We start from the raw sequence: 23250 nt of genomic DNA on the forward strand, positions 1-23250 counted from the left end.
CCGATTGTCATTCCGGGGCCCGCCCTCCATCCAACGTTCCCCGGCTGCCGACATGGATTTGCCCGCGCGCAAGTCCGGCACTCGCGCAAACCCTCCCGCCACGCCCGCTTGATGGCCATCAAGCGGCAGGCAAACCCCGGCCGCCGATCGCTCAGCACTACTATATCTAGTGCTAACCTGCCACGCACACACTAGATAAGGGGAACCATGAGCGATCTTCAGCGGCCCGGCAAGGGCGACCAGGTAGACGTGGGCAACGCCATGGAGGAATACCTGGCGCAGCGCGACTGGCGCGTGCGCGCCAATGCCAACCAGGGCTACAGTCTCGGCGGCCTGATCCTTAACGTCGCGGGCAAGGTCACGGCCAATTACTGGCTGTCGCATATCTTCAGCCCCGAGGCGGCGCGCGCGCATCGCGACGGCGACCTGCATATCCACGACCTCGACATGCTGTCCGGCTACTGCGCCGGCTGGTCGCTGCGCCAGTTGCTGACGGAGGGCTTCAACGGCGTGCCGGGCAAGGTCGAGGCCAACCCGCCCAAGCATATGTCGGCCGCAGTCGGGCAGATCGTCAACTTCCTCGGCACGCTGCAGAACGAATGGGCGGGCGCTCAGGCTTTCTCCAGCTTCGATACCTATATGGCGCCGTTCGTGCGCCGCGACCGCATGGACTACCGCACGGTGCGGCAGGCCATGCAGGAGCTGGTCTTCAACCTGAATGTGCCGAGCCGCTGGGGCACGCAGACGCCGTTCACCAATCTCACCTTCGACTGGACCTGCCCGCAGGACCTGGCCGGCCAGGTGCCGTATATCGCCGGTGAAGAGATGCCGTTCACCTATGGCGACCTCCAGCCCGAGATGGACACGATCAACCGCGCCTACATCGAAGTGATGATGCAGGGCGACGCGCGCGGCCGGGCCTTCACCTTCCCGATCCCGACCTACAACATCACGCCGGACTTCGACTGGGACCATCCCAACGCCGAACCGCTGTTCGAGATGACGGCGCGCTACGGGCTCCCCTACTTCCAGAACTTCGTCAATTCCGACCTGGAGCCGCATATGGTCCGCTCCATGTGCTGCCGCCTGCAACTGGACCTGCGCGAGCTGCTCAAGCGCGGCAACGGCCTGTTCGGCTCGGCCGAGCAGACCGGCTCGGTGGGCGTGGTCACCATCAACTGCGCGCGGCTGGGCTACCTCCATCACGGCGACGAAGCTGCATTGCTGCAAGCGCTCGACCGCCTGCTCGCACTGGGCCGCGACGTGCTCGAAGAAAAGCGTCGCGTGGTGCAGCACTACATCGACGAGGGGCTCTACCCCTACACGCGGCGCTACCTGGGCACGCTGCGCAACCACTTCAGCACGCTGGGCGTGAACGGCATCAACGAGATGATCCGCAACTTCTCCGGCGACGCGGACGACATCACCTCGCCCCGCGGCCATGCGATGGCGATCCGATTGCTGGACCACGTGCGCGCGCGCATCACCGCCTTCCAGGAAGAGACCGGCCACCTCTACAACCTGGAAGCCACACCGGCGGAAGGCACCACCTACCGCTTCGCGCGCGAGGACCGCAAGCGCTGGCCCGACATCCTGCAGGCCGGCACGCCGGAGCATCCGTACTACACCAATTCCAGCCAGTTGCCGGTGGGCTATACGGACGACCCGTTCACCGCGCTGGCGATGCAGGAGCCGCTGCAGGGCAAGTACACCGGCGGCACCGTGCTGCACCTGTACATGAACGAGGCCATCTCCAGCGCGCAGGCCTGCAAGGCACTGGTGCAGCGATCGCTGTCGCGCTTCCGCGTGCCGTATATCACCGTCACGCCGACCTTCTCGATCTGCCCGACGCACGGTTACCTGAGCGGGCACCACGAGTTCTGTCCCAAATGCGATGCCGACCTGCTGGCACGCACCCACGCCGCGGCCGACGCGCCGCAAACCCAACTTGAAAAGGAGCTCACATGAACACAGACCTGCACCAACCGGCCACGCCGGCCCTCGATCCCGCACTGCGCACGCGCTGCGAAGTCTGGACACGGGTGATGGGCTACCACCGGCCGGTCTCCTCCTTCAACACCGGCAAGCAGGGCGAATTCCATGAGCGGCGCTTCTTTACAGAATCCCAGACCCATTGACGGACCGCTCCCCTGCGCCGCCCCGCCTGCGGCGGCGCAGGCGCTGCGCGGCGGGCCGGCGCTGGCAGGGCTGGTGCCGTTTTCCAGCGTCGACTGGCCGGGCAAGCTGGCGGCGGTGCTGTTTATCGCCGGCTGCCCGTGGCGCTGCGGATATTGCCATAACGCCCACTTGCAGCGACGCCATGCGGCCTACGCCTGGCCGGCCGTAGCCGACTGGCTTGCGACCCGCGCAGGGCTGCTGGACGGCGTGGTGGTCTCCGGCGGCGAGCCGCTCAGCGAAGCGCAACTGCCGGCGCTCGTGAACACCGTGAAAGCGCTCGGCTTCAAGGTGGCCTTGCACACCGCGGGCATCTACCCTGACCGGCTGGCGGCAGTCTTGCCTGCACTGGACTGGGTCGGACTCGACATCAAGGCCGACGCCGACAGCCATGACGCACTGGTGGGCCGGCCCGGCGGCTACCAAAGCGTGCAGGCAAGCCTTGCGCTGCTGCTGCGCGCGTCCTGTCCGTTTGAATGCCGCACGACCTGGGATCCGGCCTGGCTCAGCGAAGCCCGCCTGATGACGCTGGCGCGCACGCTTGCGGAGCAAGGCGTGCGGCACTACGCCGTGCAGGCATGCCGCGCGGGCACGGTGGCAGTGCCGGACGCAACCCTCAGCGCACCAGCAAGGGACGCGCTGGCGTCGTGGTTCGAGACGTTCGCCTATCGCGAAGCCTGAAGCGCGGCCAGCGCCGCCGTCCGCTCCGCGACGAAATCCCGCAGCCCGGGGCGCCCCCTCCCAAAGCAGGGTAAGCAAACCCTAAAGGCCCCGCCCGCCGCCGCCGTTAAGCAAACGTTGACCAGCGAAAAATCGCGAGACAGGCAGATGGCGCGGGTTAGCGGGAAACGCCGGCGCGGGCGCGCCGGCGTCTGCACTTTAAGGGGGGACGGTAGCAACATGCAGAATTTGGGGATTCGCATACGCCTGGGCGCGGCATTTGGCGCCATGTGGTCGCTGATGGCGATCGGGATTGCGGTGGCATTGCCGCGCATGCAGGGCGCCACCGACGCGCGCAACCTGCTGATCTCACTGGGCGCCGCAGGGCTGGGCCTGGCCGTCGCCGGCACCTGGTGGCTGGCGCGGAGCATCGAGGCGCCGCTGTCTGAGGCGGTCTATATCGCCGAAACCGTGGCCGCCGGCGACCTGAGCCAGGAATTCGAGACCGAGCGTGGCGGCGAATTCGGCCGGCTGCTGGGCGGGCTGGGCGAGATGGAAGACATGCTCACCGGCCTGGTGACGCGCATCAAGGCCGCCACCGATTCGATCGGCGCAGCCTCGCACCAGATCGCCGCCGGCAATACTGACCTTTCGCAGCGCACCGAGGAACAGGCCGCGTCGCTGCAGCAGACTGCGTCGAGCATGAGCGAGCTGACGGCGATGGTGCGCCAGAACACCGAACGCGCGCGCGCCGCCAACGGCCTGGCGGAAACCGCATCCGGCATCGCCGCGCGCGGCGGCGAGGTGGTCGGCAACGTGGTGCAGACCATGTCCGCGATCAGCGCCAGCTCGCGCAAGGTGACCGACATCATCGAGGTGATCGAAGGCATTGCCTTCCAGACCAATATCCTGGCGCTGAACGCGGCGGTGGAAGCCGCCCGCGCCGGCGAGCAGGGCCGCGGCTTCGCCGTGGTGGCCGGCGAGGTGCGCACACTGGCGCAACGCAGCGCGGCGGCGGCCAAGGAGATCAAGCAGCTGATCGACGCCTCCGTGCAGCAGGTGGACAGCGGTTCGGCGCTGGTAGGCCAGGCCGGCGAGACCATGCACGAGATCGTGCAGTCGGTGGGCCGCGTGACCACGCTGCTGGGCGAGATCACCGCGGCGTCGGAGCAGCAGAGCGCCGGCATCGCGCAGGTCAATGAGGCGGTGGCGCAGATGGACGCCGTGACGCAACAGAACGCCGCGCTGGTCGAGCAGGCGGCCAGCGCCTCGAGCGCGCTGGCTGGACAGGCCACCGAGCTGCAGCAGGTGGTCGGCGAGTTCAAGCTGGACGCCTGAACGGCGTCCTTCCATGTCAGGCCGTGGCGGTCGCCGCGGCCGGCAGCACCGCCCGCACCGCGGCGGCAAAGCGCTCGACAATGCTGTCGATATCCTGCGGCGTGCAGATAAACGGCGGCGCGAACAGCACGTGGTCGCCGTGCACGCCATCCACCGTGCCGCCCATCGGATAGACCAGCAACCCGTTCTGCATCGCGGCCGACTTCAGCTGCGCATGCGTCTTCAGCGCGGGATCGAGGGTGGCCTTGCTGCCGCGGTCGGCCACGAACTCCACACCGACGAACAAGCCCCGCCCACGGATATCGCCCAGGTTGGGGTGCTCGCCCAACGCTTCGCGCAGCCGCGCGCGCAGTTGTTCGCCGCGTGCCTGCACGTTGGCCAGCAAGTTGTCTTCAGCGATCGTCCGCTGCACCGCCAGCGCTGCGGCGCATGCCGTGGCATGGCCGATATAGGTATGGCCGTGCTGGAAAAAGCCGCTGCCGCCGACGATGGTGTCGTAGATGCGACGCGTCGACAGCATCGCGCCGATCGGCTGGTAACCCGCGCCCAGGCCCTTGGCGATGGTGACGATATCGGGCACCACGCCATCCTCTTCGCACGCGAACAGGTAGCCGGTGCGGCCCATGCCTGACATCACTTCGTCCAGGATCAGCAGCACGCCGTACTTGTCGCACACGGCGCGGATGCGCTTGAGGTAGTCGCCCACCGGGGGCACCGCGCCGGCCGTGGCGCCCACCACCGTCTCGGCGACGAAGGCGGCCACGGTGTCCGGCCCCAGTTCCAGGATCTTCGCTTCCAGTTCATCCGCCAGGCGCTGGGCGTACTGCGAATCGGTTTCGCCGGCCTGCTGGTCACGATAGGCGTAGCACGGCGATACGTGGTGCGCCGGCACCAGCAGCGGCAGGAACGGCTCGCGCCGCCACGCATTGCCGCCGATTGCCAGCGCGCCCAGGGTATTGCCGTGATAGCTCTGCCGGCGCGCGATGAAGTGGCGGCGGCTGGGCTGCCCCAGCTCGACAAAGTACTGGCGCGCCAGCTTCAGCGCCGACTCCACCGCCTCGGAGCCGCCCGAGACGAAATAGACATGGTCCAGGTCGCCCGGCGCGGCCTGCGCGAGCGTGTCGGCCAGCGTCTCCGACACCTCGGTGGTGAAGAACGAGGTGTGCGCGTAGGCGATGGTGTCGAGCTGCGCCTTGATCGCCGCGATCACGCGCGGATGGGCGTGGCCCAGGCAAGAGACGGCCGCGCCGCCCGAGGCGTCGAGATAGCGGCGGCCTTCGCTGTCGATCAGTTCGATCCCCTGCCCGGCGACGGCAACGGGCAGCTTCTGGCGCGGATTGCGATGGAATACGTGGGTCATGGTGGTGTGGAGGCGGTGTCCTCGCAGTATAAGTACGAGCCGGCCAGCTGCGCAACAATTGTTTCATGCTTATTTTCCCGCACCCACTATGCCGCCCAATCCGTGCAACACCCCACAATCCGGCTCACAGAGAACTACGAGAAACAATTGTTTCAGACGCATCACCTGACCGACAAGGACCCCGCTTCACACCGCCTGGCGCGACTTGTCCGCCGCCCGCCGCCGAGGCGCCCGCGTTGAGCCGGATGCCGCCTCACCCTGCGGCACGCCGTCGTCCAGCGCCTCCACAATCGCAATCAGGTACCCCGGCTCGCCATCCCCAGGCCGCCGGCTCAGCGACGTCGTCACCTTGGTCCACACCGTCGAGCCATCGGGCCGGATAAAGCGCTTCTTCAGCGTATAGGTCTCCACCTCGCCGTCCAGCAGGCGCTGGTACAGGGCCAGGTTCTCGTCCAGGTCTTCCGCGACCGTCAGCTCCTGGAAGGTGCGTTGCGACAGCGCGGCGTTGTCATAGCCGAGGATCTCGCACAGCTTGCGGTTGGCGCGCAGCCAGTGGCCGTTCAGGTCGACGTGCGCAATGCCCACCGCTGCCTGCTCGAAGGTCGCGCGGAAGCGCTCCTCGCTGTCGCGGTGCGCGTCCTCGACGCGCTTCTGGTCGGTGACGTCCTGCGAGGCGCCCACCATGGTCAGCGCGTTGCCGTGCTCGTCCAGCGTGACCTCGCCTTCCTCGTGGATATCGCGGTGGCTGCCGTCGGGCAGCGTGATGCGGTAGTCGACGCGGTACGGCGCCTTGTCGACGATGGCGGCGCGGATGGCGGCCTGCACGCGCGGGCGGTCTGCCTCGACGATCGATGACAGGTAGCGGTCCATGGTCACCTTGAACGCCTGCGGCGCCCAGCCGAAGATGCGGTAGGCCTCGTCGGTCCAGGCGCAGTCGTCGTTCTGGATGTTCCAGTACCAGCCGCCCAGGTGCGCGATCTCCTGCGCCTTGGCGAGCAGCGCCTCGTTCTGGCGCAGCGCAGCCTCGGCGCGGCGGCGCTCGGTGATATCGAGGCTGACGCCGATCATCTTCACCGGGCGCTGGTCGAAGTCGCGCACCAGCGTGGCCCGCGACGAGATCCAGCGCGTGGAGTCCTCGTACACCACGCGGAATTCCCACTCGTGCATTTCCTGCGCGCGCAGCGTGCGCTCCAGCACTTCCTTCAGGCGCGGCACGTCGGCCGGATGCACGCAGGCCCAGAAGTCGTCCATGTTGCGGATATGGCGGCCGAACAGCGTGACGTCGTTGGACGAGTACATGAGGCCGTCGGTCAGCACGTTCCATTCCCACGTGACGATGCCCGAGACCTCCTGCGCGAACTTCATGCGCGCCTCGCTTTCCATGATCTCGGCCAGGTGCTTCTGGCGCAGTTCCTTGATGTGCGGATCGGAGGCCGTGCTCGCCTCCAGGTCGGCGATGGCCTGCTCGCCGTAGCGCAGCCACAGCCAGTTGACGCCCAGGAAGCGCGCCAGCGCCAGCAGGCGCTCGTACTCGATCTCGCCGCCGCGGGTCCACTTGTGCACCGCCGACGGCGATACCGACAGCGCCTCGGCCACCTGCTTGAGCATGATCCTTTTGCCTTCCAGCACCCCTTTCAGGCGCGTGGCAAAAGTGTCTTCGGTCATGGGCATCCCCTCCACTTTTTTTCAACCGATGGTGAATTGAGTAACTCGAACCTTACACCATCACCGCAAAACGCGCGAATTGATAGCGTCGAACAATCAGCACACCGGATCTCATCGATTTTTTGATATTGCAGGGCCACCTTGCTCCTCACTAGACTTCACTCACATCACCAATAGTAATTTAATTTACTAATAGTGAATCGCCAAAGCACCGAGACAAACGAGGAGACAATCCCCATGCAAGAGACCACCGCCCCCGTCTGCGGCACCGCCGCCCCGCTGGCTTACACGCTGCCGGCCCACTACTACACCTCTCAGGAAGTCTTCGAGCAGGAAAAGAAGACGATCTTCGCGCGCAGCTGGGTGTGCGTGATGCACAAGAGCCAGGTGGCCGAGAACAACCAGTACGCCACGGTGAAGGTGGCCGGCGAGAACGTGTTCGTGGTGCGCGGCCGCGACGGCGTGCTGCGCGCGTTCTACAACGTCTGCCCGCACCGCGCCCACGAGCTGTTCGCCGACGGCGCCGGCAAGGCCAGGAACGTCATCACCTGCCCGTACCACGCCTGGTCGTTCGGCCTGGACGGCAAGCTGATCCATGTGCGCAACGCCGAGAACGTGCCGGGCTTCTGCAAGGACAACGCCGGCCTGACGCCGGTGCGCGTGGAGGAGTTCTGCGGCCTGGTCTTCGTCAACCTGGACATGGACGCCAAGCCGCTGGCCGAGCTGGCGGGCAGCCTCAACGACGAGATCCGCGCGCGCTGCCCGGATGTCGACAAGCTGGTGCCGGCGCACAAGCTCACCTACGAGATGAAGGCCAACTGGAAGGTGGTGGTCGACAACTACCTGGAGTGCCTGCACTGCCAGACCGCGCACCCGGCGCTGGTCGAGTCAATCAGGATGGAGACCTACAAGCACGAAGTGCGCGGCCTCTTCACCAGCCAGGTCGGCCAGACCCGCTCGGGCAGCGATGCCTTCACCTATGACAGCGACGCCCCCAACACCGACTTCGCTGCCTACTGGCTGTGGCCCAACGTCACGCTGAACGTGCTGCCGGGCGACGGCAACTACGGCGTGTTCTATATGTTCCCGGTGGATGCCGACACCACCATCCAGCACTTCGAGTTCTACTTCCGCGACAGCACGCCCACGGCCGAGCAGGAGCAGCTGATCGAGTACTACAAGAACGTCCTCAAGCCGGAAGATCTGAGCATCGTCGAATCGGTGCAGCGCGGCCTGAAGTCGCGCGGCTACCGCAACGGGCAGGGCCCGCTGCTGGTCACCGACGACAAAACCTCCGCCATCGGCGAGCACGGCGTGCAGCACTTCCAGCAGATGGTGCTCGACGCCCTGGCCGCCTGAAACGAACAACTGAACCGGAACCGCAGCAATGATCCAGACCCAGCTCTATATCGACGGCCAGTGGCAGTCGCCCATCGACCACGGCACGCGCGCCATCCTGAGCCCGGCCGACGAGTCCGTGATCGCGCAGGCCGCCGAAGCCACCCGCGCCGATGCGCGCCTGGCCATCGCCGCTGCGCGCAAGGCCTTCGACGGTCCCTGGCGCCAGACGACGATCCGTGATCGCGCCAGACTGCTGAACAAGATCGCCGAACTGATCGACCGCGATGCCGAGAAGCTCGCCCACCTGGAGTCGCTCAACACCGGCAAGACGCTGACCGAGAGCCGCACCGACATGGGCGATATCGCCGCAACCTTCCGCTACTTCGCGGGGCTGGTCGCATCCGAGTCGGGCGCCGTCAACGAAGCGCCGCACCATGTGATCAGCCGCACCCTGCGCGAGCCGGTCGGCGTGTGCGGCCTGATCACGCCGTGGAACTACCCGCTGCTGCAGGCCGCGTGGAAGATCGCGCCCGCGCTGGGCGCCGGCAATACCGTGGTGATCAAGCCCAGCAACCTGACGCCGCTGACCACGCACCACTTCACGCAACTGGTGGCCGAGCTGGACCTGCCGCCGGGCGTGTTCAACCTGGTGACCGCCGGCGCCGAAGTCGGCGCCGAGCTGGCCGAAAGCCTGGACGTGGACCTGGTGTCCTTCACCGGCGGCGCCTATGCCGGCGAAAGCATCATGAAGGCCGCCACCGGCAACTTCAAGCGCATCGGCCTGGAGCTGGGCGGCAAAAACCCCAACATCGTCTTTGCCGATGCCGACCTGGATGCCGCGGTCGATTACGCGCTCAACGCCGCGTTCTTCCATGCCGGGCAGGTCTGCTCCGCCGGCTCGCGCCTGATGATCGAAGACAGCATCTATGATGCATTCATCAGCCGGCTGGCCGAGCGCCTGCCGCGCATCGTGATCGGCAACGGCTTCCATGCCGAGACCCAGATGGGCCCGGTGCAGTCGGCGCAACAGCACGAGAAGATTTTGGGCATGGTGCAGGCCGGCATTGCCGAGGGCGCACGCCTGGTCCATGGCGGCAAGCGGCCGACGGGGGACGTGTTCAAGAAGGGCTACTGGCTGGAACCGACGCTGCTGGCCGACGTGACTGCCGAGATGAAGATTGCGAAGGAAGAGATTTTCGGGCCGGTGATCACGGCCGAGCGCTTCCGCTCCGAGGAAGAAGTGCTGCGTGCAGCCAACGACACCCCGTACGGCCTGGCCGGCGCGGTCTGGACCCGCGACCTGGACAAGGCCAACCGGATGTCGCGCGGCCTGCGCTTCGGCACGGTATGGGTGAACGACTACCACCCGTACTTCCCGGAAGCGCCGTGGGGCGGCTACAAGGCGAGCGGCATCGGCCGCGAGCTGGCCCGCGTCGGCCTGGACGAGTACACCGAACTCAAGCACAGCTATATCAACCTGGCCCCCAAGGCGATGGGCTGGTTTGGCGCCTGAGCGCAGCTGACTTCGCAATCGCGTGCGCCGAGTGGAATCCTGCCCGCCCCCGGGCTGCCACGCACGGCGTCAAGCAAACAAGGAGATTGCACCATGCAGGCAATCCATGAGTACGACTACATCATCGTCGGCGCGGGCTCGGCCGGCTGCGTGCTGGCCGCGCGGCTGACCGAGGATGCCGATGTCTCGGTGCTGCTGCTGGAAGCCGGCGGCCCCGACTGGCGCCTGGACTGGCGCACGCAGATGCCGGCCGCGCTGGCGTATCCGCTGCAGGGCACGACCTACAACTGGGCCTATGTGACCGAGCCCGAGCCGCATATGAACAACCGCCGCATGACGCAGGGCCGCGGCAAGGGGCTGGGTGGTTCGTCGCTGATCAACGGCATGGTCTATATCCGCGGCAACGCGATGGACTACGACGGCTGGGCCGCAAACCGGTCGCTGGAGAACTGGAGCTACGCCGACTGCCTGCCCTACTTCCGCAAGGCGGAGACCTACGACAAGGGCGCCAACGACTACCACGGCAGCAACGGCCCGCTGCACGTGACCACGCCCAAGGCCGATATCAGCCCGCTGTTCCGCGCCTTTATCCAGGCCGGCGAGCAGGCCGGCTACGGCCAGACCGACGACCTGAACGGCTACCGGCAGGAAGGCTTCGGCCCGATGGACCGCACCACCACCGCGCGCGGGCGCCGCTGCAGCACCTCGCTCGCCTACCTGGACCAGGCCAAGGACCGGCCGAACCTCACCGTGCATACGCGTGCGCTGGCCAATCGCATCCTGTTCTCGGGGCAGCGCGCCATCGGTGTCTCGTACATGCAGGGCGACCACGTGCGCGAAGCCCGCGCACGCCGCGAAGTGATCGTCAGCAACGGCGCGATCGCCTCGCCGCAACTGCTGCTGCGCTCGGGCGTGGGCAATGCGGACGAACTGCGCGCCTTCTGCATCGAGTCGGTCGCAGACCTGAAGGGCGTCGGCGAAAACCTGCAGGACCACCTCGAGATGTACCTGCAGTACGAATGCACCAAGCCGGTCTCGCTGTATCCCGCGCTGAAGTGGTGGAACAAGCCGGCCATCGGCATCGAGTGGTACCTGCGCGGCACCGGCATCGCCGCGTCCAACCACTTCGAGGCGGGCGGCTTTATTCGCAGCAGCGATGACTTCGCCTGGCCCAACCTGCAGTACCACTTCATCCCGCTGGCGATGAACTACGACGGCAGCAACCCGGTGCAGTCGCATGGCTTCCAGTGCCATGTCGGCTCGATGCGCTCGCCCAGCACCGGCTTTGTCAAGCTGGCCAGCCGCGATCCGCGCGCGAAGCCGCGCCTGCTGTTCAACTACATGGCGCATGACGTCGACTGGCGCGAGTTCCGTGCCGCGGTGCGCCTGACGCGCGAGATCATCGGCCAGCAGGCGATGGACCAGTTCCGCGGCCGCGAGATCAAGCCCGGCATGATGATCCAGAGCGATGCCGAGATCGACGCCTTCGTGCGCGAGCACGCCGAGACCGCGCTGCACCCGTCCTGCACCTGCAAGATGGGCGACGCCTCCGACCCGATGGCCGTGGTGGACAACCAGGGCCGGGTGCATGGGCTGTCGGGCCTGCGCGTGGTCGATGCCTCGATCATGCCGAAGATCATCACCGGCAACCTGAACGCGCCCACGATCATGATGGCCGAGAAACTGGCCGATGTGATCCGCGGCCGGGCACCACTGCAACGCTCGACGGCGCCTTACTACAAGGCCAAACCCGCGCGCAGCGCCACGCTCGCGGACGCGCCAGGGCAACAGCCGTCGGCCGCGCGAATGCCGATGCCGATGCCTGCCTGACACGGCGGCGCGGCGCCCGGGTTTCCCTACCAGATCCCTGACTGCGGCACACCTGCTGCCGGGACCAACGTCCCGGCGGGCAGCGTGCGCCCGGTTGACGCGTCGCGTCCTCACCCCACATAGCCGGCTCCCATAACAAACCCAGACCGGCTGCAAGGAGGAGACTTCCATGCTGCGCAAATGCTTTGCTCCAAGACGGGCCCTGCAAGGCGCCCTGCCCCTGATGCTGTGCCAGGCGCTGGCCGCGCAGGCGCAGGCGACCGACGATGCTGCAACCACGCTGGCCGTCGCGCCGGTGCCGCAGGTCACTGCTACCGTACCGCCGGCCGAGGCTGCCGCACCGTCGCCGCTGACGGCCAACATGACCCTGACCTCTCAGTACGTCTCGCGCGGCTTCCGCCAGACCTGGGGAAAGCCTGCTGTGCAGGGCGGCATCGACTACGCCCATCCGAGCGGCTTCTCCGCCGGCACCTGGATGTCGAGCATCAGCGACAAGTTCATCGAGGGCGGCACGGTCGAATGGGACCTGTATGCGGGCTACACCGGCACGGTGGGCGATTTCGTCTATGCCGGCCAGATCTATTACTACCTGTACCCGGGCGCGAAGCTGCAGTACGCACAGACCAAATACAACTACGGCGAGGCGGTCGCGTCGCTGACCTACAAGTGGTTCAACGTCAAGTACTGGCTGACCTACACCCGCGACTACTTCGGGTATAACAGCGCCTCGCTGCTGAGCGGCAACGACCTGCACAGCCGCGGCTCGGGCTACCTGGACATCAACGGCACCTTCGACCTCGGCCACGGCGTCTCGCTGCTGCTGCACTACGGCCAGGAGCGCGTGCGCAACTTTGCCGCCTACAGCTTCCGCGACGTGCGCGTGGCGGTATCCAAGGCCTTCGAGGGTGGCTGGACGCTGACCGGCGCCTATACGCGCGGCTGGGGGCGTACCGACGTCTATGACAACTACACCACCGGGGCGCTGGATTCGTCCGGCAACCCTTCCGTTTCCAACCCGCTGAAAAGCACGTTCCTGGTCTCGCTGACCAAGACGTTCTGACGGCAATCCTCAACCGCTGTTTTACCGCTTCATACCACCATGGCCTCCCTGGGTCTTACCGACGCGACCGGACTTGTCGGCGTTGCCGCCTACGTTGCCGCGCATTTTGCCGTGCAGGTCCTGCACAAATCCCCGACCGGCAGGTTGGCCGTCGTCCTCAACGTGATCGGGCCGAGCTGCATCCTGGTTTCGCTGACCGGCGCCTTCAACCTGGCGTCGTTTCTCACCCAGTGCTTCTGGCTGGGGCTGACACTGGTGGGGTGGTGGCGCAACCGGCGGGCGGGACGGCCGGTGGTGGAAACGCTGGGCGGCCCGCGGCCGGGACAGCCTGTGCAGCAGTAACCGGGAGGCGGCCGGCGCTGTTTGCAACGCAATCAATCTTCCGTTGCCTTGGCGCAGGGCCGCTCCTATACTCACTCTAAACACCAATAGTAACTTAATTCACTATTAGTGAATTTACAGCCAAACCGGAAGCCGCAAGACCTGTAATTGGCCGCGTGGCAACCCGGGATGACAACAGGAGACAAGGATGAGAAACGCCCCCAGAATCCCCGACAGACATTCCCGACCGTCGTAACCGACCGGCAGGCAGTACCCCTCAAGTACCTACCCAGACCGCAGACGGCAGACCGTGACGGAGCCCCGCTCCAGACAAACGGCACCCCGGGAAGCAAGGAGACAAATCGTGTATTCACAGAAAGACGCGCTGTCGCTCGGCGCGCAGGCGCCGCTCGCCCCTGCCCAGCAACAGACGCAATCAACCCAACCCCATGAACTGCAGCGCACGCTGACCTGGAAGGATGCCTTCTGGGTTACCAGCGGCGTGCCCGCGGGCGTGCTCTTCACCATCGGCGGCGTATCCGCCACCATTGGCAACCCTGCGTGGGTGATCTGGATCATCGCCATCCTGGTCGGCTTTGCGCAGTGCTTCGTCTACGCCGAGATCTCGGGGCTGTATCCGCACAAGTCCGGCGGCGCCTCGGTGTATGGCGCGCTCGGCTGGGTGCGCTACAGCAAGTTCGTCGCGCCGGTATCGGTGTGGTGCAACTGGGTGGCCTGGTCGCCGATGCTGGCGCTGGGCACCAGTCTTGCCGCCGGCTATATGCTGAGCGCGCTGTTCCCGCCCGATTCGGTCATCAATACTTGGCAACTGACGCTGCTGGACCTGGGCTTCGTCAGCAAAGGCCTGACGCTGCGGGTGAACTCCACCTTTATCCTGGCCACGGCCTTCCTGCTGATCACCTTCAAGCTGCAGCACAGCGGCGCGTCGGCCGCGGCCACCACGCAGCGCATCCTGGGCATCGCCTCGCTGACGCCGCTGGTGGTGATCGCGCTGGTGCCGATGTTCACCGGCGACATGCCGTCCACCAGCTTCCTGCCGCTGCTGCCGCTGACGCACGATGCCTCGGGCGCCGCGGTGCTGGGTGGCTGGAACGCCGCCGGCATCAGCACCGCGATGGGCGCGATGTTCCTGGCGTGCTGGTCGACCTTCGGCTTCGAGACCGCGGTCTGCTACACCCGCGAGTTCAAGGACCCGCAGAAGGACACCTTCAAGGCGATCTTCTGGTCCGGCGTGCTGTGCCTGTTCATGTTCATCGCGGTGCCGATCGCCTTCCAGGGCTCGCTCGGGCTAACGGGAATGCTGGAACCGTCCATCGTCGACGGCTCCGGCGTGGGCGCGGCCATGGCGCGCTTCGTCGGCGGCGGTGCGGTGGTGTTCAACGTGATCGTGGTGATGCTGGTGCTCGCGATCCTGCTGATCGTGATGACCTCGATGATGGGCTCGTCGCGCACGCTGTACCAGGCCTCGCTCGACGGCTGGCTGCCGCGCTACCTCTCGCACGTCAACGAGCACGGCGCCCCGACGCGCGCGATGTGGACGGACCTGGTGTTCAACCTGTTCCTGCTGCTGATGTCGAACTACATGGCGGTGCTGTCGATCTCCAACGTCTGCTATATGATCTTCGTGTTCCTGAACCTGCAGTCGGGCTGGATCCACCGCATGGACCGCCCGGACTGGGCGCGCCCGTACAAGTGCAAGAACTGGCTGCTGGCACTGGGCGCGTTCTTCGGGTTCTTCGACCTGGCCTTCGTCGGCGCCGGGGCCAACTTCCAGGGCGAGAACACGCTGCGCAACGGCCTGATCGCCGCGCTGCTGATCGTGCCGGTGTTCGTGTACCGCCACTACATCCAGGACAAGGGCCGGTTCCCCAAGTCGATGCGACGCGACATGGAACTGCCCAATGCCCGCGCCGGCGTGCTGCCCTACGTGGCGCTGATCGTCGGCGGCCTGGTGGTGTGGATCGCTGCCAAGCTGACGGTGATCACCTGACGGCCTTCGGCAGGCCGGCGCCCTGGCCGGCCTGCCTCCCTTCCCGATTTCCCTGAATTTCCGAGGTACCGCCATGACTGACACGCTCCGCGTACGCGTCGGCCGCGTCGAGCCGCTGGCCGCCGGCATCAAGCGCTTCACCCTGCAACCCTGCGACGGCGGTGCGATGCCCGCCTTCGACAGCGGCAGCCACGTGGTTGTCCATATGGACGGCGGCCGGCTGCGCAACGCCTACTCGCTGACCAGCGCGCTGGACAACCCGGCGCACTACCAGATCGCCGTGCGGCTGGAAGAGGCCTCGCGCGGCGGCTCGCGCTACATGCACGAGCGGGTGCGCGAGGGCGACGAGCTGCACATCGGCGCACCGGCCAACCTGTTCGGCCTGGACCACGGCACCGGCCGCCACCTGCTGATCGCCGGCGGCATCGGCATCACGCCGTTCATGACGCATATCCAGGCGCTGGCGGCGCGCAACGCCGAGTTCCAGCTGCACTACTGCTTCCGCAACCGGCAGTCCGCGGCCTTCCTGGACGTATTGCCGGGCACGCTGCAGCCCGGCCAGCTCCATCTCTATGAGAGCGATACCGGCACCATGCTCGACATCGCCGCGCTGATCGCCGCGCAGCCGGCCGATACGCATGTCTATGTGTGCGGGCCGTCGGTACTGAACGATGCGGTGGTCAACGCGGCGCGCGCGGCTGGCTGGGACGCGGGCCGCATCCACTTCGAGCAGTTCCGCAACGAGGTGGACGCCACCGGCGGCGCGTTCGAGGCCGTGCTGCAGAAGAGCGGGCGGACGCTGCAGGTCGGGGCGGACGAGTCGCTGTTGCGCGCCATCGAGAAGGCCGGCGTCAAGGTGGACTGCATGTGCCGCGAGGGCATCTGCGGGTCGTGCGAGACCGCCATCCTGGACGGTGAGGCCGACCATCGCGACCAGTACCTGTCGGATGCGGAGAAGACGGCGCAGAAGACCATGATGCTGTGCGTGTCGCGTTGCAAGGGGCAGAGGCTGGTGCTGGATCTTTAAGCAGGCCCGGCACTATCAGCAACCTTTCGGTTGCATTTCCCCACCCGGTCTCCTAATATGCAACCACAGCGTTGCATATCGAACCCTGACAGGAGACCGGACATGCCGACCGAAACCGACCGCATCGAACGCAGCATCCTGATAGAAGCCCCCGTGGCGCGCGTCTGGCACGCGCTGACCGATGCCGACACCTTCGGCAGCTGGTTTGGCGTCAAGTTTGACGGCGTCACTTTCGCCCCCGGCCAGCGCGCTGTCGGCAGCATCACCTACCCCGGCTACGAATACCTGAAGTTCGACGTGCAGGTCGAACGCATGGAGCCGGAAAAGCTGCTGTCCTGGCGCTGGCACCCGGCCCCGCTGGAACGCGGGCGCGACTATTCCGACGAACCGGCCACGCTGGTGGAATTCACGCTCCGGGAGGTGGACGGCGGCACCATGCTGACCGTGGTGGAGTCCGGCTTCGACCAGATCCCGCCCGAACGCCGCATGGACGCCTTTCGCATCAACAGCAGCGGCTGGGATGAACAAGTGAACAATGTCCGCAAGCATCTCACCGGCGCTGCCTGAAGCCCTGGACGTGCGGCAGTCTGCAGTGGTCTTTGCCGCGCTGGGCGATGAAACCCGCCTGCGGCTGGTGGCGGCGCTGTGCGCCGGCGGCACGATGTCGATCGCGCAGCTGACCGCGGGCAGCGCCATGACGCGGCAGGCGGTCACCAAGCACCTGGAGGTGCTGTCGCAGGCGGGCCTGGTGCGCGACAGCAAGGCCGGGCGCGAACGCCTGTGGCAGTTCGAGCCGGAGCAACTCGACGCCGCGCGGCGTTCGCTGGAGACGATCGGGCGGCAGTGGGACCATGCGCTGATGAAGCTGAAGCTGGCGGTGGAGCAAGAGCACTAACGCCCCCCTGCCCGCGCCCCGCCTTGCGCGCGGGCAATGGACACTGGATCACCCGCCGCTATACTGAGAGCCCGCCCACACAGCAACTCGCAGGCAGGCGCAGTCAGGCCCGCGCCGTCCTGCCGGAGGAAGCGCGCAATTGGCTGATCAAGACCTGGCAAGGCTGAAAATCGACCGCAGCGCCACCGCCGCGCCCGGCGCCCGCATCCGTCCCCGGCGCAGATGGGTGCGCTATGCAGTGATCGCGCTGGTCCTGCTCGCCGTCATCGGCATCGCCATCCGGCTCGCCGGCCCCCAGGCTGTGCAGACCACCACCGTCACCTCCGCCTATCCCACGCAGAACTTCACGCTGCTCAACGCCACCGGCTACGTCGTGCCGCAACGCAAGGCGGCGGTCGCGTCCAAGGCGCAGGGCCGGCTGGAATGGCTGGGCGTGCTGGAAGGCTCGCGCGTCAAGAAGGACGAAATCATCGCCCGGCTGGAGAGCAAGGACGTGGAAGCCTCGTTCGCGCAGGCCCAGGCCCAGGTGAAGGTGGCGCAGGCCAACCTGGAGTTGCAGCAGGCCGAATTGCGCGACGCTGAAGTCAACCTGCGCCGCTCCGAGATCCTGATCGTGCCCAACGCGATCTCGCGCAACCAGTACGACGCCGACGTGGCGCGGTACCACAAGGCGCGCGCGTCGATCAACAGCTCGCGAGCTTCGATCGACTCGGCGCAGGCCAATGCGCGCGCCGCCGAAGTGGCGGTGCAACAGACCGTGGTCCGCGCTCCGTTTGACGGCGTGGTGCTGGTCAAGCATGCCAACGTGGGCGACAACATCACGCCGTTCTCGGCCGCCGCCGACACCAAGGGTGCGATCGTGACCATCGCCGACATGGAAACGCTGGAGGTGGAAGCCGACGTCGCCGAATCCAATATCGGCAAGATCCGCGTCGACCAGCCGTGCGAGTTGTTGCTGGATGCACTGCCCGGGCTGCGGCTGGCCGGGCAGGTGTCGCGCATCGTGCCGACGGTGGACCGTTCCAAGGCCACGGTGCTGGTCAAGGTGCGCTTTGTCGACCGCGATGCGCGCGTGCTGCCGGACATGAGCGCCAAGATCGCATTCCTGTCGCGCGCGGCCACGGCGCAGGACCGCCAGCCGATGGTGGCAGTGCAGGCTGCCGCCGTGGTCACGCGCGACGGCCGGCAGGTAGCCTATGTGGTGAAGGACGGCAAGGCCCACGAAGTGCAGGTGAAGACCGGCGACAAGCTGGGCGAGCTGGTTGCGGTGCATGGCGTCAAGCCCGGCGACGTGCTGGTGCTTTCGCCCGGCGACAAGATCGGCGACGGCGACCGCGTGGCGCCGGCCAAGCCATGAGGATGGCGGCATGAACGCCCCCTCGCCTCCCCCTGGCGCCACGCCGCTGGTGCAGATCAGCCACGTCGCCAAGTCCTACCGCCGCGGCGTGCAGACCGTGCCGGTGCTGACCGATATTTCGCTCGAGATCGGCGAAGGCGATTTTGTCGCGCTGATGGGGCCGTCCGGCTCGGGCAAGAGCACGCTGCTGAACCTGATCGCCGGCATCGACCGGCCCGACAGCGGCACGCTGCGCGTGGCTGGGCTCGACATCACCCAGCTGCCGGAAGCCACGCTGGCCGAATGGCGCGCCGCCAACGTTGGCTTTATCTTCCAGTTCTATAACCTGATGCCGGTGCTGACCGCGTTCGAGAACGTGGAACTGCCGCTGATGCTGACCGGCCTGCCGCGCGCGGAACGGCGCGCGCGCGTGGAACTGGTGCTAAGCATGGTGAACCTGTCCGATCGCATGAGTCACTACCCGTCGGAGCTGTCCGGCGGCCAGCAGCAGCGCGTGGCGATCGCGCGCGCGCTGATCACCGACCCGACGCTGATCGTTGCCGACGAACCCACCGGCGACCTGGACCGCACCTCCGCCGCGGAGATCCTGGCGATGATGCAGCGGCTCAATGCGGAAGTCGGCAAGACCATCATCATGGTCACGCACGATGCGCATGCGGCCGCCGCGGCCGGCTCGCTGGTGCACCTGGAGAAAGGGGAGCTGATCCGTGGCGAGGTCGCCTGACTGCTCATGTACGCGCTCAAGCTGATCGCCCGCAACGCGCTGCGCCACAAGCTGCGCACCGCGCTGACGGTGTTCGGGCTGGTGATCGCGGTGCTGGCGTTCGGGCTGCTGCAGACCGTGATCGACGCCTGGTATGCGGGCGCCTCGGCCGCGTCCAGCGCACGGCTGGTGACGCGCAACGCGATCTCGCTGGTGTTCCCGCTGCCGCTCAGCTATGAGAACCGCATCAAGGGCGTCGAAGGCGTGACCATGGTGGCGCGCTCCAACTGGTTCGGCGGCGTCTACCGCGATCCCAAGAATTTCTTCGCGCAGTTCGCGGTTTCGGACAACTACCTCGACCTCTATCCCGAGTTCATCGTGCCCGAGCAGCAGCGCGCAGACTACCGGCGCGACCGCAAGGGCGCGCTGGTCGGGCGCCAGCTGGCGGACCAGTTTGGCTTCAAGATCGGCGACGTGATCCCGATCAAGGGCACCATCTACCCCGGCACCTGGGAGTTCGTGGTGCGCGGCATCATGGACGGGCGCGACGAGAGCATCATCACGCGGCAGATGGTGTTCCACTGGGAGTACCTGAACGAGACCGTGCGCAAGCGCACCTCGCGCCAGGCCGACCAGGTCGGCGTCTTCGTGCTGGGTGTCGACAACCCTGACAACACCGCGGCGATCTCGCGCAATGTCGACGCCGTGTTCCGCAACTCGCTGGCCGAGACCCTGACCGAAACCGAGCAGGCCTTCCAGCTGGGCTTTGTCGCCATGTCCAACCAGATCATCGCTGCGATCCGCGTGGTCTCCTACGTGGTGATCCTGATCATCATGGCGGTGATGGCCAACGCCATGGCGATGAGCGCGCGCGAGCGCACCGTTGAGTACGCCACGCTCAAGGCGCTGGGCTTCGGGCCCGGCTTCCTGGCGATACTGGTGTTTGGCGAATCGCTGGCGATCTGCGTGGTCGGCGGCGCCCTCGGCATGCTGGCGACGCCACCGATGGCAACGGCCTTCAAGCAGGCGGTGGGCGGCGTGTTCCCGGTGTTCACGGTGTCGCCGCAAACCATGCAGCTGCAGGCGGCATGCGCGCTGGCGGTGGGAGTCTTTGCCGGCATCGTGCCCGCGGTCCAGGCCGCGCGCGTGCGCATCGTCGAAGGCCTGCGGGCCATCGGCTAGCGGAGGCGGCCGTGGCGATCCCCCTGACCTATATCGCGCGCAACCTGTGGGCCCGGCGCCTGACCACGGCGCTGACCGCGGGCGGGCTGGCGCTGGTGGTCTTTGTTTTCGCCACCATGCTGATGCTGGACGCGGGCCTGAAGAAGACGCTGGTCACCACCGGCGAGCAGAACAACGTGGTGGTGATCCGCAAGGGCGCCGAGACCGAGATCCAGAGCTCGGTCAATCGCGACCAGGCCAGCATCATGGAGATGCATCCTGCGGTGGCCATGAGCGGCACCGGCCAGCCGCTGGCCTCGCGCGAGGCGGTGGTGCTGATCTCGCTGACCAAGGCCAGTACCGGGCAACCCTCCAACGTGGTGATCCGCGGCATCTCGCCGCTGGGCATGGACCTGCGCCCGCAGGTGAAGCTGGTGGCGGGGCGCATGTTCCGGCCGGGCTCGGCCGAGATCATCGTCGGCAGCAGCATTGCCGGCGGCTTTGCCGGCGTGCAGATCGGCGAACACCTGCGCTTTGCCCAGCGCGACTGGACCGTGGTCGGCCACTTCGACGCCGGCGGCAGCGGCTTCGATTCCGAGATCTGGGGCGACGTGGACCAGCTGATGCAGTCGTTCCGGCGCAACGCGTATTCGTCGATGGTGGTGCGGCTGGCCGACACCGCGAAGTTCGAGCGCTTTCGCGCCGAAATCGACGTCGACCCGCGCCTGGCGGACGAGGCCAAGCGCGAGCAGACCTTCTACAGTGACCAGTCCAAGGCGTTGTCCAGCTTTATCAATATCCTGGGCTTCACGCTGTCCACCATCTTCTCGATCGCCGCGATGATCGGCGCGATGATCACCATGTACGCGTCGGTGGCCAACCGCGTGGCGGAGATCGGCACGCTGCGCGCGCTCGGCTTCAAGCGCGCCAATGTGCTGGTGGCCTTCCTGATCGAGGCCGCGCTGCTGGGGCTGGTGGGCGGCGTGGCGGGGCTCGCGTGCGCGGCGCTGATGCAGTTCGCGTCGTTCTCGACCACCAACTTCCAGACCTTCGCCGACCTGTCTTTCCGCTTCATCCTGACGCCGGTGATTGCGCTGCAGACGCTGGCGTTCTCGATGACGATGGGGCTGGTGGGCGGCTTCCTGCCGGCGGTGCGGGCGGCGAGGATGAATATCGTGGATGCGTTGCGGGCGCGGTAGTGAGTAGCCGATAAGCGGTCGCCTCCCGCCGGTGTGCTCCCCTCTCCCGCTTGCGGGAAAGGGGGCGGGGGAGAGGGCAGGCGCTGCAAGGAAAGTTATGCTCGGCAAAGCCGAAGGCTTCGCTTGACGTGGTTCCGTGCTAGCCCACCCCTCTCCCCCTGAGGCTTGCCTTTACCCACAACTTCCGGCGGCTTACTCGTTTTTCTGGAAGATCCGATACATTTCGGTGATTTCGTGCAGGGCGAGGAAGCCGCGCCACAGGACGGTGGCTCCCGGGGGATCGTCGTTTTTGCGACCCAGGTAGCCACCGAGCTTGGCGATCCAAAGGACAGCTTCGCTGAGTTTGGGCGCCTGCTCCGGTGGCTTGGTGGTGCCGTGCGTGCGGCAGTACAAAGCCCGCCATTCGAGCGATTGCAGTAGCACCGAGCAAGGGATATCGGCTTCGAGCCGGCCCAGCATGGTCGCGTACATAATGCGCCAGCCGATCACGGCGAACAGCGCCGTGGCCCGCAGGAACCGCTCCAGCGTCCCGAACTGCCGGGCCTCGATCTGGCAGCCACTTTTCAGGACACGATGCCAGGATTCAATGGTCCAGCGCCGGGCGTACCAGCTCAGCCGTTCGAGCACATCTTCCAGCGTTTGGGTGGGCATCGAACTGAGCAACATCCATTCGAGCGGCTCAACGCCTTCGGGCGGCTCGATTTCCAGCGCGTGAATGGCAAACACTTCGAGACTCGGTAGCCCCTCTGCACCGCGGCTGCGCGGCGCTCGCAGTTGGACCGGCACACAGCGCAAAGCCAGTCGGGCACTACGTGCCTGCCTGGCGCCGGACCTGGGCACGTGCAGTACGGTCTCCCCAAGTACAGGAGCCGCGGCAACCGTCTCCCACAGATACTTCTCTGGGTGGTCCACGCCCCGATTCCAGGCGGCCCGCACCAACCAGTCCACCCCCGCTGGGCGCGGCGCCAGAAACACGTCATACACATCGCCCTCGCGATCGCTGACGGCAACAAGGTGCGTGTCCGGACACTGCATCTTGAGCGGCTCAAGGCATTCCAGCCCCTCCAGCCACTTCACGCTTTCCTTCTCGCGAATGGACAGCGCCCGGCGCTGCCTGGCCTTGCCCGATGCTTGCGGCGCACGCACCCACGTCTTCATGCTCAACACGCCCAGTGGCAGGCCCTCAGGCGTCACCGCCAGCACGCTGTGCAACATGAATCCGTGCAAATTGCCGCCCGTGCCGTGACCAAGTCCCTCAGTCGCGGGCAAATTTGCCAGATTGAATTCCGTGGTGTCCTGCACCGTCAGGACGACAGGCACCTGCTGCATGCGACCCACGGTTTGAGCGACGTGGCTCGCCAGTATTCCGTCCGGGTCAACCGCCTCATTATCAAAGAAGCGATATGCCGCCTTGAGTTGGGCACCACTCAAGGCCTGCGGGAACGAAACATGGGCCTTTTGCGCCAGTCCGCGCGCCAATGCCACAAGGCGCTGCGTGCGACGTGCATCGCCCAACTGAGCGCCACCGAATTCGTCGCTGGCCCAATCTTCCAGATCTTCCGTATCAGGCAAAATTGCCACCACTGATTGTCAACTTCACCCGAAGTTAACACCGTCCAATCCGGTTTACAACC

Annotated in this window: 19 protein-coding genes and 1 pseudogene; 17 read left to right on the plus strand and 3 right to left on the minus strand. The window is 66.4% G+C overall.

The window, feature by feature from the left end; translation table 11 throughout:
* Nucleotides 1-243: 243 nt before the first annotated feature.
* From AC10V3_RS32090 to AC10V3_RS32105, 4 genes and pseudogenes are all read left to right on the plus strand, one after another.
* Nucleotides 244-1914, plus strand: a pseudogene (locus tag AC10V3_RS32090) (ribonucleoside triphosphate reductase); the annotation flags it as partial.
* A 50-nt stretch (nucleotides 1915-1964) separates the two neighbouring features.
* Nucleotides 1965-2138, plus strand: a complete 174-nt coding sequence (gene nrdD, locus AC10V3_RS32095) for an anaerobic ribonucleoside-triphosphate reductase (RefSeq protein ID WP_022539435.1) — start codon at nucleotides 1965-1967, stop codon at nucleotides 2136-2138.
* Nucleotides 2101-2856 (plus strand): anaerobic ribonucleoside-triphosphate reductase activating protein, encoded by a 756-nt coding sequence (locus AC10V3_RS32100; protein WP_022539436.1) that lies wholly within the window; start codon nucleotides 2101-2103, stop codon nucleotides 2854-2856. The genes nrdD and AC10V3_RS32100 overlap by 38 nt, the downstream gene beginning before the upstream one ends.
* Before the next feature lie 219 nt (nucleotides 2857-3075).
* Complete coding sequence (locus tag AC10V3_RS32105) at nucleotides 3076-4173, plus strand: methyl-accepting chemotaxis protein (protein ID WP_022539437.1); 1098 nt, start codon at nucleotides 3076-3078, stop codon at nucleotides 4171-4173.
* A 16-nt stretch (nucleotides 4174-4189) separates the two neighbouring features.
* Here the strand turns inward: AC10V3_RS32105 and AC10V3_RS32110 are convergent, their stop codons facing one another.
* Nucleotides 4190-5533 (minus strand): aspartate aminotransferase family protein, encoded by a 1344-nt coding sequence (locus AC10V3_RS32110; protein WP_022539438.1) that lies wholly within the window; start codon nucleotides 5531-5533, stop codon nucleotides 4190-4192.
* Nucleotides 5534-5719: 186 nt separating this feature from the next.
* Nucleotides 5720-7198 (minus strand): helix-turn-helix domain-containing protein, encoded by a 1479-nt coding sequence (locus AC10V3_RS32115; RefSeq protein WP_022539439.1) that lies wholly within the window; start codon nucleotides 7196-7198, stop codon nucleotides 5720-5722.
* 237 nt (nucleotides 7199-7435) lie between these two features.
* Between AC10V3_RS32115 and AC10V3_RS32120 the strand changes: the two genes are divergently transcribed.
* From AC10V3_RS32120 to AC10V3_RS32180, 13 genes are all read left to right on the plus strand, one after another.
* Complete coding sequence (locus tag AC10V3_RS32120) at nucleotides 7436-8557, plus strand: aromatic ring-hydroxylating oxygenase subunit alpha (protein WP_022539440.1); 1122 nt, start codon at nucleotides 7436-7438, stop codon at nucleotides 8555-8557.
* A 28-nt stretch (nucleotides 8558-8585) separates the two neighbouring features.
* Entirely contained in the window at nucleotides 8586-10052 is a 1467-nt protein-coding gene (locus tag AC10V3_RS32125; protein WP_022539441.1) for an aldehyde dehydrogenase family protein, read from the plus strand.
* A 93-nt stretch (nucleotides 10053-10145) separates the two neighbouring features.
* The gene (gene betA / locus AC10V3_RS32130; protein ID WP_022539442.1) at nucleotides 10146-11882 is read left to right on the plus strand and encodes a choline dehydrogenase; all 1737 of its coding nucleotides are present in this window, start codon (nucleotides 10146-10148) and stop codon (nucleotides 11880-11882) included.
* Nucleotides 11883-12051: 169 nt separating this feature from the next.
* Nucleotides 12052-12942: a TorF family putative porin gene (locus AC10V3_RS32135; protein WP_022539443.1), complete on the plus strand. Its 891-nt coding sequence runs from the start codon at nucleotides 12052-12054 to the stop codon at nucleotides 12940-12942.
* A 39-nt stretch (nucleotides 12943-12981) separates the two neighbouring features.
* Nucleotides 12982-13284 (plus strand): CBU_0592 family membrane protein, encoded by a 303-nt coding sequence (locus tag AC10V3_RS32140; protein WP_022539444.1) that lies wholly within the window; start codon nucleotides 12982-12984, stop codon nucleotides 13282-13284.
* A 343-nt stretch (nucleotides 13285-13627) separates the two neighbouring features.
* Complete coding sequence (locus AC10V3_RS32145) at nucleotides 13628-15274, plus strand: trimethylamine N-oxide permease (protein ID WP_022539445.1); 1647 nt, start codon at nucleotides 13628-13630, stop codon at nucleotides 15272-15274.
* Between the two features lie 73 nt (nucleotides 15275-15347).
* A complete protein-coding gene (locus AC10V3_RS32150; protein ID WP_022539446.1) occupies nucleotides 15348-16301 on the plus strand; it encodes a PDR/VanB family oxidoreductase in 954 nt (317 codons plus the stop codon).
* A gap of 102 nt (nucleotides 16302-16403) precedes the next feature.
* Nucleotides 16404-16868 carry an SRPBCC family protein gene (locus AC10V3_RS32155; protein ID WP_022539447.1) on the plus strand — a complete coding sequence of 155 codons (465 nt, stop codon included), beginning with the start codon at nucleotides 16404-16406 and terminating at the stop codon, nucleotides 16866-16868.
* The gene (locus AC10V3_RS32160; RefSeq protein ID WP_022539448.1) at nucleotides 16837-17196 is read left to right on the plus strand and encodes an ArsR/SmtB family transcription factor; all 360 of its coding nucleotides are present in this window, start codon (nucleotides 16837-16839) and stop codon (nucleotides 17194-17196) included. Before AC10V3_RS32155 ends, AC10V3_RS32160 begins: the two co-directional genes overlap by 32 nt.
* Nucleotides 17197-17335: 139 nt before the next feature.
* Nucleotides 17336-18553 carry an efflux RND transporter periplasmic adaptor subunit gene (locus tag AC10V3_RS32165; protein ID WP_022539449.1) on the plus strand — a complete coding sequence of 406 codons (1218 nt, stop codon included), beginning with the start codon at nucleotides 17336-17338 and terminating at the stop codon, nucleotides 18551-18553.
* A 10-nt stretch (nucleotides 18554-18563) separates the two neighbouring features.
* Nucleotides 18564-19277 (plus strand): ABC transporter ATP-binding protein, encoded by a 714-nt coding sequence (locus tag AC10V3_RS32170; RefSeq protein ID WP_022539450.1) that lies wholly within the window; start codon nucleotides 18564-18566, stop codon nucleotides 19275-19277.
* Between the two features lie 6 nt (nucleotides 19278-19283).
* On the plus strand, nucleotides 19284-20438 hold the full coding sequence (locus tag AC10V3_RS32175) for an ABC transporter permease (protein WP_022539451.1): 1155 nt from the start codon (nucleotides 19284-19286) through the stop codon (nucleotides 20436-20438).
* Between the two features lie 11 nt (nucleotides 20439-20449).
* Entirely contained in the window at nucleotides 20450-21616 is a 1167-nt protein-coding gene (locus AC10V3_RS32180; RefSeq protein WP_022539452.1) for an ABC transporter permease, read from the plus strand.
* A 192-nt stretch (nucleotides 21617-21808) separates the two neighbouring features.
* Here AC10V3_RS32180 and AC10V3_RS32185 read toward each other — a convergent pair whose 3' ends face one another.
* Nucleotides 21809-23200, minus strand: a complete 1392-nt coding sequence (locus AC10V3_RS32185; RefSeq protein WP_022535542.1) for an IS4 family transposase — start codon at nucleotides 23198-23200, stop codon at nucleotides 21809-21811.
* Nucleotides 23201-23250 lie beyond the last annotated feature (50 nt).

This window comes from Cupriavidus sp. PB-02, from assembly GCF_058252315.1.

Bases quoted from the DNA above. Each gene is read 5' to 3' on its own strand.
- nrdD (WP_022539435.1), top strand. From the start codon at position 1,965: ATGAACACAGACCTGCACCAACCGGCCACGCCGGCCCTCGATCCCGCA.
- AC10V3_RS32100 (WP_022539436.1), top strand. From the start codon at position 2,101: ATGAGCGGCGCTTCTTTACAGAATCCCAGACCCATTGACGGACCGCTC.
- AC10V3_RS32105 (WP_022539437.1), top strand. From the start codon at position 3,076: ATGCAGAATTTGGGGATTCGCATACGCCTGGGCGCGGCATTTGGCGCC.
- AC10V3_RS32110 (WP_022539438.1), bottom strand. From the start codon at position 5,533: ATGACCCACGTATTCCATCGCAATCCGCGCCAGAAGCTGCCCGTTGCC.
- AC10V3_RS32115 (WP_022539439.1), bottom strand. From the start codon at position 7,198: ATGACCGAAGACACTTTTGCCACGCGCCTGAAAGGGGTGCTGGAAGGC.
- AC10V3_RS32120 (WP_022539440.1), top strand. From the start codon at position 7,436: ATGCAAGAGACCACCGCCCCCGTCTGCGGCACCGCCGCCCCGCTGGCT.
- AC10V3_RS32125 (WP_022539441.1), top strand. From the start codon at position 8,586: ATGATCCAGACCCAGCTCTATATCGACGGCCAGTGGCAGTCGCCCATC.
- betA (WP_022539442.1), top strand. From the start codon at position 10,146: ATGCAGGCAATCCATGAGTACGACTACATCATCGTCGGCGCGGGCTCG.
- AC10V3_RS32135 (WP_022539443.1), top strand. From the start codon at position 12,052: ATGCTGCGCAAATGCTTTGCTCCAAGACGGGCCCTGCAAGGCGCCCTG.
- AC10V3_RS32140 (WP_022539444.1), top strand. From the start codon at position 12,982: ATGGCCTCCCTGGGTCTTACCGACGCGACCGGACTTGTCGGCGTTGCC.
- AC10V3_RS32150 (WP_022539446.1), top strand. From the start codon at position 15,348: ATGACTGACACGCTCCGCGTACGCGTCGGCCGCGTCGAGCCGCTGGCC.
- AC10V3_RS32155 (WP_022539447.1), top strand. From the start codon at position 16,404: ATGCCGACCGAAACCGACCGCATCGAACGCAGCATCCTGATAGAAGCC.
- AC10V3_RS32160 (WP_022539448.1), top strand. From the start codon at position 16,837: ATGTCCGCAAGCATCTCACCGGCGCTGCCTGAAGCCCTGGACGTGCGG.
- AC10V3_RS32170 (WP_022539450.1), top strand. From the start codon at position 18,564: ATGAACGCCCCCTCGCCTCCCCCTGGCGCCACGCCGCTGGTGCAGATC.
- AC10V3_RS32175 (WP_022539451.1), top strand. From the start codon at position 19,284: ATGTACGCGCTCAAGCTGATCGCCCGCAACGCGCTGCGCCACAAGCTG.